11 protein-coding genes are annotated in these 11,695 nt (G+C 58.3%); 6 read left to right on the top strand and 5 right to left on the bottom strand.

Annotated elements, in window-relative coordinates:
* Nucleotides 1–8: 8 nt before the first annotated feature.
* The 3 genes from Q5Y75_RS26630 to Q5Y75_RS26620 all read right to left on the bottom strand — a co-directional run bounded on the left by Q5Y75_RS26630 (nt 9) and on the right by Q5Y75_RS26620 (nt 3,941).
* The gene (locus Q5Y75_RS26630; protein WP_306203278.1) at nt 9–1,067 is read right to left on the bottom strand and encodes an NADH:ubiquinone reductase (Na(+)-transporting) subunit F; all 1,059 of its coding nucleotides are present in this window, start codon (nt 1,065–1,067) and stop codon (nt 9–11) included.
* 87 nt (nt 1,068–1,154) lie between these two features.
* The gene (locus tag Q5Y75_RS26625) at nt 1,155–2,819 is read right to left on the bottom strand and encodes an aromatic/alkene/methane monooxygenase hydroxylase/oxygenase subunit alpha (RefSeq protein ID WP_306203276.1); all 1,665 of its coding nucleotides are present in this window, start codon (nt 2,817–2,819) and stop codon (nt 1,155–1,157) included.
* An 849-nt stretch (nt 2,820–3,668) separates the two neighbouring features.
* Nucleotides 3,669–3,941, bottom strand: a complete 273-nt coding sequence (locus Q5Y75_RS26620) for a hypothetical protein (protein ID WP_306203274.1) — start codon at nt 3,939–3,941, stop codon at nt 3,669–3,671.
* A 62-nt stretch (nt 3,942–4,003) separates the two neighbouring features.
* Between Q5Y75_RS26620 and Q5Y75_RS26615 the strand changes: the two genes are divergently transcribed.
* The 3 genes from Q5Y75_RS26615 to Q5Y75_RS26605 are packed head-to-tail and all read left to right on the top strand — an operon-like array spanning nt 4,004 to nt 5,608.
* A complete protein-coding gene (locus Q5Y75_RS26615) occupies nt 4,004–4,279 on the top strand; it encodes a hypothetical protein (RefSeq protein ID WP_306203273.1) in 276 nt (91 codons plus the stop codon).
* A gap of 1 nt (nt 4,280) precedes the next feature.
* Nucleotides 4,281–5,411 carry a WD40 repeat domain-containing protein gene (locus tag Q5Y75_RS26610; RefSeq protein ID WP_306203272.1) on the top strand — a complete coding sequence of 377 codons (1,131 nt, stop codon included), beginning with the start codon at nt 4,281–4,283 and terminating at the stop codon, nt 5,409–5,411.
* A gap of 14 nt (nt 5,412–5,425) precedes the next feature.
* A complete protein-coding gene (locus tag Q5Y75_RS26605; RefSeq protein ID WP_306203271.1) occupies nt 5,426–5,608 on the top strand; it encodes a hypothetical protein in 183 nt (60 codons plus the stop codon).
* Here the strand turns inward: Q5Y75_RS26605 and Q5Y75_RS26600 are convergent.
* Nucleotides 5,605–6,513, bottom strand: coding sequence for a hypothetical protein (locus Q5Y75_RS26600; RefSeq protein WP_306203270.1), 909 nt, complete (start codon nt 6,511–6,513; stop codon nt 5,605–5,607). The two genes, Q5Y75_RS26605 and Q5Y75_RS26600, sit on opposite strands and share 4 nt — an antisense overlap.
* A 93-nt stretch (nt 6,514–6,606) precedes the next feature.
* Here Q5Y75_RS26600 and rpoN point away from each other — a divergent pair, with 93 nt between their 5' ends.
* On the top strand, nt 6,607–7,872 hold the full coding sequence (rpoN, locus tag Q5Y75_RS26595; RefSeq protein WP_306203269.1) for an RNA polymerase factor sigma-54: 1,266 nt from the start codon (nt 6,607–6,609) through the stop codon (nt 7,870–7,872).
* A 33-nt stretch (nt 7,873–7,905) separates the two neighbouring features.
* Here rpoN and Q5Y75_RS26590 read toward each other — a convergent pair whose 3' ends face one another.
* Nucleotides 7,906–10,284 carry a thiamine pyrophosphate-binding protein gene (locus Q5Y75_RS26590; RefSeq protein WP_306203268.1) on the bottom strand — a complete coding sequence of 793 codons (2,379 nt, stop codon included), beginning with the start codon at nt 10,282–10,284 and terminating at the stop codon, nt 7,906–7,908.
* Between the two features lie 111 nt (nt 10,285–10,395).
* On the opposite strand from Q5Y75_RS26590, the gene Q5Y75_RS26585 reads away from it, so the two are divergent.
* Both Q5Y75_RS26585 and Q5Y75_RS26580 read left to right on the top strand, forming a co-directional pair.
* Nucleotides 10,396–10,875 (top strand): Lrp/AsnC family transcriptional regulator, encoded by a 480-nt coding sequence (locus Q5Y75_RS26585; RefSeq protein ID WP_306203267.1) that lies wholly within the window; start codon nt 10,396–10,398, stop codon nt 10,873–10,875.
* 96 nt (nt 10,876–10,971) lie between these two features.
* Nucleotides 10,972–11,652 carry an IS6 family transposase gene (locus Q5Y75_RS26580; RefSeq protein WP_306203297.1) on the top strand — a complete coding sequence of 227 codons (681 nt, stop codon included), beginning with the start codon at nt 10,972–10,974 and terminating at the stop codon, nt 11,650–11,652.
* Nucleotides 11,653–11,695: the final 43 nt, after the last annotated feature.

Below are 11,695 nucleotides of genomic sequence, written 5' to 3'. Positions count from 1 at the left end.
CTCATCCATCAGTGAGCTGATGAACCGGAAGTTGGGGTGAACTTGTCGTAGAAAATGCGATCCGTATCGAAGTCGTGCATGAACAGGATCGGGGTCAGCGCGTCGATCATCGGCGGCGGGCCACAGGCATAGACATCGCCCTCGCCATCAACACCGTCATCCTTCAGGCGGCGATCCACGCATTCATGCACAAAGCCGCGCTCGCCGGTCCATTCGGCGTCATCCTCCGCATGGCTCAGCACCGGAATGAACTCGACATTCGGATGCGCAGCACAGAGCGCGTCGATCTCGTCCAGCTTGAACAGATCATCGCGGGTACGGGCCCCGTAGAAGAAATAGACAGGCCGGTCCTCGCCGCTGGCCAGATGATCGTTCAGGATCGACCAGACCGGGGACATGCCGGAACCAGCACCCACCAGGATCACCGGTCCTTCCCGTCCTTCCCGTCGGAAACACATTCCGAACGGTCCGCTGAGGCTGACTTTGGCGCCTTTTTGGATGCCTCCGGCGTCAAGCTCGTTCGAGAACTTTCCGTCGGGGTATTTTTTGATGATGAACGAGAGCTTTTGGCCTTCGCTCGGCGGATTTGCCATGGAGAACGAGCGTGTAATCTCCTCCCCTTTTTCGGTGGTGACCGTGATGTCGGCATATTGACCGGCCCAGAATTTCAATGGTGTGTCGATTTCGATTTCCACCCCGCGAATGTCGTGGGTCAGTTTCTGGAAATCGACGATCCTGCCATCGAATTGTTTCACAGCAATGGACTTCGAAAGAACCTCTTCGTCATAGTTCAGAAGCTCGATTTCAAGGTCGCTATAGGCCACGGCCCGACACATCAGAATATGGCCGCTGTCTTTTTCCGAGTCATTGAGGGCGAAGGTCGAGTATTTGAGCAACTCGCTCTCACCATCCAACTGGACACATTTGCAGGCCGAGCATTGGCCTTCCTTGCAGCCATGCGGCAATGCGATCCCTTGTCGGAATGCGGCGTCCAGGACGGTCTCGTCCTCGTCGACCTCGAATTCCACGCCCACGGGCTCAAGACGAACGTTGTAAGTCTCACTCATTTGGGCCGAGTCTCCCTGTTCCCGCGGCGGAACCGCGAGTGAATTGGTTTGGATGCCGGGGGCGCGATCCGCCCCCGGATTATTGGCTTAGTTGAACGGCGTGATGGTGAATCCGGCCCGGTATTCGGCCAGATGCTTTTCGCGATCCGTTTCGGACATGCCGCGCAATGCGTTGAGTGGCGAGCCCAGTTGGTGGCCGCGCACGTGATCGAGCGTCCACATATCCTTGTTGTCGAACCGCAGATGCGGCTGAGCGGTCAGGGTCTTGCCGTCTTCACGAACAAAGTTGAGATCGACGATGGCATCCGCCAGATCCCATCCGTCATAGACAGTTTCCCATTCACGCTTGCCCGAGAACTTGCCCATGGCCGGGGTCGGACGACCCTGGTATTCGTCGGCGAAGGCCTCGACCGCGGTCCAGCGATCCAGCTCGTGCGCGAAGGTGTGCAACTGCCCGTCGATCTCATCCACGACCATGTCTTCGCGGATCAGACAGGGCACCATGCACGACCAGCAACGATGCGGATACACATAGCCGGTCTCTTCGTTGAAAGTGATGACCTTCTCGCCGGGGTGGCTCAACTTGTCATACCATTTCCAGAAGTCACCAAACTCGGCATACCAGCCCGGATATTTGTGCTCGAACCATTCAAAGTCTTTCTCGGTCTGAGCTTCGATCCGCCAGAAGTTCACCGGCCAGCCAACAGCGAAGAACTGGGCAACCTTGTGCACATAGTTCTTCTCGGTGATCCGCTTCCAGGCTTCCTGAACGTCATCGTGATGGACCTTCACGCCATACTTCTCGAGCGGTAGCATGTAGGTGCGATAGTAGTCTTCAAAGATCCAGCGGTGCCACATTTCCGCATAGGACTCTTTGTCCTTGTCGCGGTTGGTGGTGCCGTATTCGATGAAGGTACCGATGGCAGCATCGACGATGGCATGGTTTTGCCAGAAGCTGTAGCGCAGGTCGCGTTCCAGAAGCAGATGGTTTTCCGGCTCTTTCAGCGCGGCCATCAGCATAGAGTGGCCGTTGCCGATATGACGGCTTTCATCCGACTGCACCGACAGGAAGACCGTCGGCAGCGCATAGTCGCCGTTCCGGGCAGCTTCCGACGGCATTGCTACGAACAGGGTATTCGTAAACGCCGTTTCGGCCACCACGGTCAGGTACATGCACGCAGCGGTCATGGTGTCACCGGTGATGAAACCTTCACCGAACTGACGGCCGATGGTGGTGGCGTAGCACTTGCCAAAGGCTTCTTCGGTGATGTCGAACCCGGCTGGGTCGATGTAGTTTTCCATGTACCACTTCTTCAGGTTCATCTGAATGGTGGAGTGGCGGAATTCGTCCACCATCTGCATGGTGAACCCGGTGCGCAGGTCTTCACCCGGCGCCAGGCGGCCAACCATCGCCATCGAGCGGGCAGCCGAGATTTCCGGGAAGGGGATGATCGCCAGGAACAGCTTCATCCATTCCACCCAGCGCGGTTCCACATTGCGGAACATGTCGCCGCGCAGCGCCGCATCCAGCGCGCCGTAAACCCGATTGTCCTTTTCCTCCTGCATGGGGAAATAGGAGCGCAGAACCTGCTTCATCGGGTCGCGCGGGGCCTTGGTGATCTTGTAGTCCGTTGGGAAGGTACTCGCTTCCTGCACATAGGTGGGGTTCCACCCAAGATCGGAGATTTTCTTGGTCGCTTCACCGACAGATATCCCGCGTTGGGATGTAATCTTGTTCAGCGTTAGAGCCATGCCATGAGCCTCCTAATGCTCTGACCGGTCAGACCGGCCTGTTGGAGACGACCTTAAGGGTCATCATTTGATCCGCCGGCTTCAGCACCGGTCGGAGGGTTCACGGCAAAGGTTGTGGGATTGCCCGGTTGGTCCCGTGTTCTGTTTGCCTTACGGCGCTGAAACGTGGACCGGTTCCCTTTCCTTCGTTCTTAAGAGCCCGGCAGCGATGCCGAAGCTTATGCAAAGGTAAATGCAAGACTGGCGGCAGACGCGGCCGGGTAATGCCAAAAAGATGCGCACACATCGCATGTTTCTGACCAATCTATTGTTTTATATTGTTATTTTTTTCCGATTTTTTTCGCGCAATAGAGATCAGGCAACCCCGCCCATTGGGTCAATCGGGCAACGCGTAAAGGTATATTACAACCGGTGTTACGATTGGCGAACGCTGGTTTACACTCACTTTTCGCGGGCGTTACACCCGATGAGTGTCTCTGCTTTCATGGGGCCGCCGGACCACCCGAATTCGTCCCATTCACGCGCGAATCATCACGTGTTAACCAGCCAGATTTCTCCTGCCTCAGGGTTGGAGAACGATCGATGGGTTTTGAGGCGCTAAGATGTGTCAACTTCTGTAACGGCGTCCGGCCAATTTGTGTAACACCATTTAACGCTTTGTTTTTGTGCAATAATTCGTGATCTATTCTGAACGTGAATCTGCGATGCGCCAATTGAATTGGCCGGTTCTGACGCGCAGGCTGTGCCCACTCTACAGACAACGCGAACAGAGGGCACATGGGCAATCGTTTTACATCTCGCTGCCGGTCCACCCACGATCTGGCATCCGCCCGGCCGGAGGTCCTGGATTCAGTTTGGTCTGCCGCCCGGCGATGCGTTGGGCATCTGGTCCCAGATCGCCGAAAGATCGGTCGCCATATGATGATGCACCTTCTGCATCAAGCGATCGCGATCGGCCTCGGGCAATTCTCGTATCTTGTCCTGAACCCGGGCGACGCGCTCGGGCGTCGGGGTTTTGATCGCGGCGCGGACGCAAGCGCTCAACCCATATTCCTGCTCGCCGGGTTGAGCCAGAACAGCCTCCAGCGCGTCCAAAAAACGATGCGTCAACGTTTCGAACATGCGCGTGCCTCGCCCTGTGCCTGGTCCGGAAAATGTGGGGCCCAAGCCTAGAGGAAAGCGAAATGACGGGTCAATCCGAAAATCTCCGCCAGTTGCTCGAGCAGCGCCTGCAGATCGTTGCCAGGATCTCAGCCGCCCAGGCCGAATACCTGAAGCTGCAGCAATCCATCGGCGGGCTCTCCTTTGCCCATATGTCGCTGGACCCCGAGGAACAGGAACAGGCAGCAAGAAAAAGCCGCGACGCGCTGGAAACACGTGAAGCCATAATAACCAAAATCGAAGAGGAACTGCGCGTCATCGACGATGCGATCGCATGCACGCAGTCCAGAGAGGACTAATATGACGGATCAACACCAAACCGGAATGTCGATCTTCGACCTTCTGTCCCGCAGATGGGATCTGGGCGCACCGATAAAATCCATCGCCTTCAGCGGCGATGGCAGCACGGTCGCCTTTCTGCTTGAAAACGGAAAGCTCGCCCTGATGCCTTGTGAAGATGCGGAATCGCCCGATGTCAGGACCAATCTGGACATCGAAACGGGCCGCACGACGATCCGGCCCCGGACGGCGCCTCCGGTTTCGCCGCGATATCCGGACGTCACAGCCGCTCCATGCTCAGACATACACGGGTACCGGGGTTTCGGGTTCATACTGACCAATTCCGACGGCGCAGTGGTCGAGGTAACCCCCGCCGGGCAGGTTCTGCCCGTTGTCAGCCTGGGACAAAGCGACAACACCGTCATTTCTGCCAGCGCGACAACCAAGCAGGCCGCCATCGCTCAGGGACAACAGATCACACAGATTGGCCCCGAGGGCGAGATCTCGGTGATCGAGGCAACCGGAAACGGTGCCGTGACCGCAATCGCCCTGTCTTCGGACGGGTCACATCTGGCGACCCATCAGGATGACCGGTTGGGTATCCGCAACCTTCAGGATCCAACCGGCCGATCCGAATACCTGGATATACCCGGCAAGGCTTCGCTGATCGTTTGGGAGTCGGGTAACAAACGCCTGGTTTGCGCATTGGACAACAAGACGCTGGCGATCGCCGATCGGCGCAATGGGCAGGTGCAGATTCAGCCCGGTTTTGCTGCCAACGTGCGGTCTGCGTTCTTCAGCACAGCCAGCAACGCCTTGCTGGCCTCGGGTGCGTTCCGCCTCGCAGGCTGGAGCCTTGATGACCTGCCCGGCGAAGGCACTGCCGGCACAGCCCTGACCTCGGGCAAACCGGCATTAGTCCTGGTCGAAGCCATTGCACATCACCCGTCGCGTCCGTTCTGCGCCGCCGGATTTACAAGCGGGATGTTGAATATCTGCCTGGTCGGCAAACCCGACGAGATGCCGCTTCATATGGGAACAGGTGCCGCCGTCACAACGCTCGAATGGAGCGGAGATGGGAAACACCTAGCAGCTGGCTTTGCTGACGGTTCCGTTGCTCTTGTCGCCTTCCCCAAACAAATGTTCAAATAACAGGAGCGCCGCACATGGCCGAGAAACTCAGCGCAGAAGAACTAAGCAAGGACCGCTATTTCGAGAAGCTCGCGGGCATTTCTGCTGAAATGATCGATGAGCATGGCAAAGACTTCGCGATGGGCGCTTTGGTCCTTGCCGCGCAGTGGATCGCGCGGGGTGAGACCAAGCCGCCTACCGCCCCGGTCGAACATTAGGAACCGATCGTCAGGTCTGCTGTGGACATCCACTTGTATTGTTCCAGCACAAGATCCCGCGCCGCTGCCGAGGCGCGCAGCATGTTAGCATCCTGCGCCCCTTCGGTGGACGGGATCATCCGGTCCAGATCGGCCTGCAAAAACACGGACACGATATGCGAATAAGCAAAGATTTCCTGCACCCGCAGGGTGACGAAATACAGGCAGTCCCACGCCGCGCCCTCCTGGGTCGATGGCGGGGTGCCCTGTGGTCCGAACGATGTGTGCACCGCCAGGCTCAACACGCCAAGCGCATCTTTGCGCCATCTGGCATAGCTGCCATCAGTATCGAAATCGAGCCCCGAGCGATAGAGCTGTTCGGTGATCGAGCGAAAGGCGCGACCGCCAGCGATATGTTTGCGCCAGAACCCCGTCGCCTCATCCTTGGACCGGCATTCGACAAAGCGCGCAGCCAGTTTCGGGCGAGTCAGGAACAATACGATCATGTCGGCATCTTCCGACACCGAACGTGCGATTTGCATGGTCGGGGCCGAGAAATCGGCCAGGCTCAGCATACGGATCGCCGCAAGCTTTTCCAGCAATTGGCCAAGCACATGGCGCACCGCCAGCCATTGCTCTGGATCAAGATTACTGTCGGCCTGTCGACCGGCGGTTTCACTCGCGCATTGCAGCGCCGAAATCCAGATAACAGACTGGTCAAAAAGAAAAAAGACGTCTTCAGGAAAACTGGGGGCGACACCGGTGCGGCTGACAACGGGTTGGTAGCCTTTCAACTGCCGAACGGTGCCGCGCCAGGCCGCATCCAGGTCCAGTCCGCGCGCCGACCAAAGCTGGCGCGTTCGCGCCATAAGCTGGGGGGACACACCGGGATAAGAGGCATCAAAGCCGGGCTCACTGCTCGTCATGACCGCGTCACTTAAAGGGTTTCGATCACAATAAGAAGGCCCGCGGCGCAGGACAACCGATTGTGAAATCAGATTTTTTGGGAGGGACTAGAATTGAAACACAGCGCCGGACTGATCTATGTGCAGCAACACCGGCTGAGCATGGTGACGATGCAGTGCATCAGCCTGCTGCAAATGTCGAATGGTGAACTCAACGCGCATATCGCCAGGGTCGCAGCGGAAAATCCCTTTGTCGAGCCGCCCGAACGAGTGCCCGTGTTCACTACCGCCCTGCCCGGCCCTGCCGCCGAGCCAACGCAATCGCCCGATGGTGCCGGTTGTCAAAGCCTCTACGCCCATCTTGCGCCGCAGATCTGCCTGTTGCTGAGTGATCCGGTTGACCAGCGGATTGCGCAGGCCCTGCTGGCCGAACTTGACGGGTGTGGCTGGCTGGGCGCGCCTCTGTCCGACATTGCCGCCAGTAGCGGCCACACAGAGGCGCAGGTGGCACAGGTTCTGCACATGTTGCAATGCTGCGAACCCACCGGGATCTTTGCCCGCGATCTGCGCGAATGCCTGCTGTTGCAGGCCCGCGAATGCGATCTGCTGACCCCTGCCATGACCCAGGTACTGAACAACTTGCCCCTGCTCGGGGAGCGCCTTGTCCCAAACCGGCTGGCCCGGCAGCTGGATCTTGACGAAGCCACGCTGATGCACACGCTGGCGATGCTGCGCCGTCTCGACCCCAAACCCGGAGCGCGGTTTCAGGTCGACCCGACCATCGCCCGCGATCCCGATGCCATTGTCCGTGCCGACGGGAAAGATTTGGTCGTCGAGCTCAACCAGTCATCCCGTCCGTCCGTAACGGTCGGCAATATTGCGGGGTTGCAGCGCGGATCGAACCACGAACTGTCACGGCTGAAGCGTGAGGCGCAAGAGCTGCGCGCCGCCGTCCGGCAGCGCAATGACACCACATTGCTTATCCTCGAAGCGCTGGTTGCAGCGCAAAGCGCATATTTCCGCAGTGCCGGCGGCGTGTTGCAGCCAATGACACTGACCGCGTTAGCCGCCCGCGCCGAGGTGCACACCAGCACGGTCAGCCGGGTGATGAACGGGCTGATCCTCCAGACGCCGCACGGGGTTTGTGCGGCGCGCAATCTGACCCGGCGCGCGGCCGGATCCGATGGGCAGGTCAGCCCGCAGGCAACGCAGAAGGCGCTGATTGCGCTGATCCGCAGCGAGGATTCCCGCGCGCCGATGTCGGATTCGGCGCTGCAATCCCAGCTGGCCGAGCAGGGCATCAGCATATCCCGCAGCACTGTTGCAAAATATCGTCTGGACATGGGAATTGCCGCCTGCCGGCACCGCATTCGGGCCTGACCGCGCGCAACAGCGATGGCCGGGGGTATCCTGTCAAGCGTGAACCCCTGCGAACCAAGCGCCGTCAGTGAGGCGGCTGACCGTCTGGATCAGGGCATCGCGATCTATGCCGAAATGGTGATGCAGATCGCCGATGGTGCCGGTCTGGCCAAAATGTTCCACGCCATGCGACACGGTCTGATGTCCCTTGACCGCGCCCAGCCAGGCCAGGGTCGCCGGGTGTCCGTCCAGGACCGTCACCAGTTTGCAGGTGGCGGGCAGATCCTGAAACAGGGTCTCGATATGGCTCTGCGCAGCCATGTTCCCACGCGCACGTTCCCGCTGCGCCGCGGTCCAGCCCGCGTTCAGCCGGTCCGATGAGGTCACGGCCAGAACCCCGATATCCCGGCGATGCTCGCCGATGATACCCGCAGCGGCAATCGCTTCATCGGCCACGGCACCCTGATAGGCAATCACCACGGAGCAGTTCGGCCCTGGCGGACGCAGCCAATAGGCCCCGTCGATCGCCCCTTGCCGGAACGTGTCATCCGCCCGCTTTCCGGGCTGTTCCAACGGTTTGGTGGTCAGGCGCAGATAGACCGAGCCTCCGGTCTCATCGCGCAGCCAGGTGCGCTCATCCGGATCGCCCTCGCCATCACGCTGCATATAGTCAAAGGCCCATTCCATGATCACCGCCAACTCATCAGCAAAGGCCGGTTCAAACGTGGCCAGCCCGTCCTGACTCATCCCCGTCAACGGCGTACCAATGGACTGATGGGCGCCCCCTTCGGGCGCAAGGGTCACACCAGACGGTGTTCCCACAATCATGAATCGGGCATCCTGATAACAGGCATAGTTAAGCGCATCCAAACCGCGATGTACGAACGGGTCATAGACTGTCCCGATCGGGATCAGCCGTTTGCCCCATAGGCTATGGCTCAGCCCCGCGGCGCCCAGCAGCAGGAACAGGTTCATCTCAGCGATGCCCAATTCGATATGCTGACCGGTGGGCGCAAATTCCCATTTCGCAGTCGAGGGGATGCGGTTCTCGATAAAGGCATCCGGCAGCTCCTGCCGCGCAAACAGCTTGCGACGATTGACCCAGGGGCCCAGCGATGTAGTGCCCGTCACATCGGGTGAAGTGGTGACGATCCGTTCCGCCAGCAGACTCTCGCCCTTCGAGAGTTCGTCAAGAATTTTGCCAAATGCGACCTGGGTCGAGATATCCCGCTCAGAGCTGAAGCCGATCTGCGGCACGTCGATCTGACTGTCCTGATAGCGGCGCGGAAATTCCTGAAAGAACGGAACCTGCGACAGGAAGTCCCGCAGCGCTGGAACATCCTGAACTGTTGCCATCGGATCCCACTCCTGCCCTTCGGGAACACCCATATGCTGCTGCCAGGCCGCCATCTGGGTCTTGTTCATCAGCCCGCCATGATTGTCCTTATGCCCGGCAATCGGCGTGCCCCAGCCCTTGATCGTGTAGGCAAGGAAACAGAGCGGCCGGTCATGGTCGATCGCGTTGAAGGTCTCGGCCATGGTCTCGACGCAATTGCCGCCGAGGTTTTCCATCAATTGCGCCAGTTCCTCATCACTGCGTCGATCCAGCAGCGCCGTGACCTCGCCCTGATCGCCAAGATCGTCCATCAATCGCTTGCGCCAGACCTCGCCGCCCATGAATGTCAGCGCCGAATACTCCGCGTTCGGGCAGGCATCGATCCAGTCGCGCAACGCGGCCCCGCCAGACTCGTCGAACGCCGCCCGCTGCAGCGCGCCGTATTTGACCCGAACGACATCCCAGCCAAAGGCGTCAAAGATTTTCTCGACCCGTTCGAACAGCCCCTCGCGCACGATCCCGTCCAAAGACTGCCGGTTATAGTCGATGATCCACCAGCAATTGCGCAGATCGTTTTTCCAGCCCTCCTGCAAGGCCTCATAGATATTACCCTCATCCAGTTCGGCATCGCCGACCAACGCCACCATCCGACCCAGTCTGGTATCCGAGCCCCAGGGTTTGGCACTCAGGTAATCTTGGATCAGCGACGCAAAGGATGTGATCGCCACACCCAGCCCCACCGAGCCGGTCGAGAAATCCACGTCATCCACATCTTTGGTTCGACTGGGATAGCTTTGCACCCCGCCAAAACCCCGAAAATTTTCCATCTTTTCTCGGGTCTGATTGCCCATCAGATACTGCATCGCATGAAAGACTGGCGAGGCATGAGGCTTGACCGCCACACGGTCCTCGGGCCGCAGGGCCGAGAAATAGAGCGCGGTCATGATCGACACCATCGAGGCGGATGACGCCTGATGCCCGCCCACTTTGATCCCATCCGCCTTGGGCCGCAGGTTGTTGGCATTGTGGATCATCCAGTGCGACAGCCACAGCAGCCGCTTCTCGATGGTTTTCAGATTTAGGGTGTCAGCAGTCATATCGATCTCCTTCCCTGACAGAATATCGCAAAAACCGGGTCAGATGCAGGCGAATGGCGTTTCAATCTATTACGTTTGCGCTACTATCAGCTAACAATGAGGAAATTCGCGATGGCAACAAGCGTGGCCAATGCACCACTTGATCAGATTGACCAGAGTATTCTGCGGGAACTGCAAAACGATGCCCGGCTGTCGCATCAGGACCTGAGCGAGCGGGTCGGTCTATCGCCCTCACCTTGCGCGCGTCGGGTGCGCCGACTAGAGGCAGAAGGGTACATCGTTGGCTACAACGCCCGCATCGACGAAGCTAAGCTAGGATTTGGCTTCAGCGTGTTCATCTCGGTGCGCCTCGATCAACAGATTGACGACCGGCTGAACACATTCGAGAAACAGGTGGGTCTCTGCCCCGAGGTGGTCGATTGCTGGCTGATGACCGGCAGTTTCGACTATTTGCTCAGGGTGTCCGTCAGAGATATGGCCGAGTTTGAGCAGTTCCTGACCGGGCGCCTCACCAAATTGCCAGGTGTTGCTCTGATCGAATCCTCGATCCCGATCCGCAGAGTCAAATGCCTGCCATCAAGGCTAGCCTAAATGCTACAAAGGATCTGTTGCAAACTTTTGACTGTTGACGCTCATGAGTACTTCGAGTGAATGGATATCGAAATATTGAAGTCGAAGGTCTTTTTTATGATCTCTTTCAAAGGCGCGCAGTACCCGAAAGATGTGATCCTCTTCGCAGTGTTCTGCTATGTCCGATACGGTGTGTCCTATCGCGATCTAGAAGAGATCATGCAGGAGCGAGGCGTTGCAGCGGATCACACTACGCTGAACCGATGGGTGACGCGGTATGCAGGCTCAATCGCTGAAGCGGCGCGTCGTCGAAAGGGACCGTGCGACCGCTCTTGGAGAATGGACGAGACTTACATCAAGGTAAAAGGCAACTGGGTCTATCTCTATCGAGCCGTCGACAAACACGGCAAAACTCTCGATTTCATGCTTTCCCCGCGACGAAACAAACCGGCTGCGACAAAGTTCTTCGCCAGGATGCTGGAGGTCAACGGGCTTCCGAGGAAGATCGTCATTGACAAAAGCGGCGCTAATACTGCTGGCATCAAGGCGATAACTAGGATGCTCAAAGGCTTTGGTTGTCCGATCCCGATCGAGATGGTGAGGCGGAAACACCTCAATAACATCGTCGAACAGGACCACCGTTTCATCAAAAAACGAACCTGCCCGATGCTCGGCTTCAAATCTTTTGCTACGGCTTCAGCGACTCTCGCAGGCATCGAGGTCGCGCACATGATCCGTAAAGGCCAGTTCACACCCGGACTCTGTCCATTTCAACAATTCAGAGAACTGCTCGTATAACAAAGCAGGTCAGGTGTATTTCGGATGTGTCGCAAACTCTAGG

It is taken from the genome of Ruegeria discodermiae (genome assembly GCF_030758345.1).
Lineage (GTDB): Bacteria > Pseudomonadota > Alphaproteobacteria > Rhodobacterales > Rhodobacteraceae > Ruegeria_C.
This window is presented reverse-complemented; position numbering and strand designations above follow the sequence as displayed.

What these genes read in the sequence shown, in the direction of transcription:
- Q5Y75_RS26630 (WP_306203278.1), bottom strand. Translation starts at nt 1,067, where the DNA reads ATGAGTGAGACTTACAACGTTCGTCTTGAGCCCGTGGGCGTGGAATTC.
- Q5Y75_RS26625 (WP_306203276.1), bottom strand. Translation starts at nt 2,819, where the DNA reads ATGGCTCTAACGCTGAACAAGATTACATCCCAACGCGGGATATCTGTC.
- Q5Y75_RS26620 (WP_306203274.1), bottom strand. Translation starts at nt 3,941, where the DNA reads ATGTTCGAAACGTTGACGCATCGTTTTTTGGACGCGCTGGAGGCTGTT.
- Q5Y75_RS26615 (WP_306203273.1), top strand. Translation starts at nt 4,004, where the DNA reads ATGACGGGTCAATCCGAAAATCTCCGCCAGTTGCTCGAGCAGCGCCTG.
- Q5Y75_RS26610 (WP_306203272.1), top strand. Translation starts at nt 4,281, where the DNA reads ATGACGGATCAACACCAAACCGGAATGTCGATCTTCGACCTTCTGTCC.
- Q5Y75_RS26605 (WP_306203271.1), top strand. Translation starts at nt 5,426, where the DNA reads ATGGCCGAGAAACTCAGCGCAGAAGAACTAAGCAAGGACCGCTATTTC.
- Q5Y75_RS26600 (WP_306203270.1), bottom strand. Translation starts at nt 6,513, where the DNA reads ATGACGAGCAGTGAGCCCGGCTTTGATGCCTCTTATCCCGGTGTGTCC.
- Q5Y75_RS26590 (WP_306203268.1), bottom strand. Translation starts at nt 10,284, where the DNA reads ATGACTGCTGACACCCTAAATCTGAAAACCATCGAGAAGCGGCTGCTG.
- Q5Y75_RS26585 (WP_306203267.1), top strand. Translation starts at nt 10,396, where the DNA reads ATGGCAACAAGCGTGGCCAATGCACCACTTGATCAGATTGACCAGAGT.
- Q5Y75_RS26580 (WP_306203297.1), top strand. Translation starts at nt 10,972, where the DNA reads ATGATCTCTTTCAAAGGCGCGCAGTACCCGAAAGATGTGATCCTCTTC.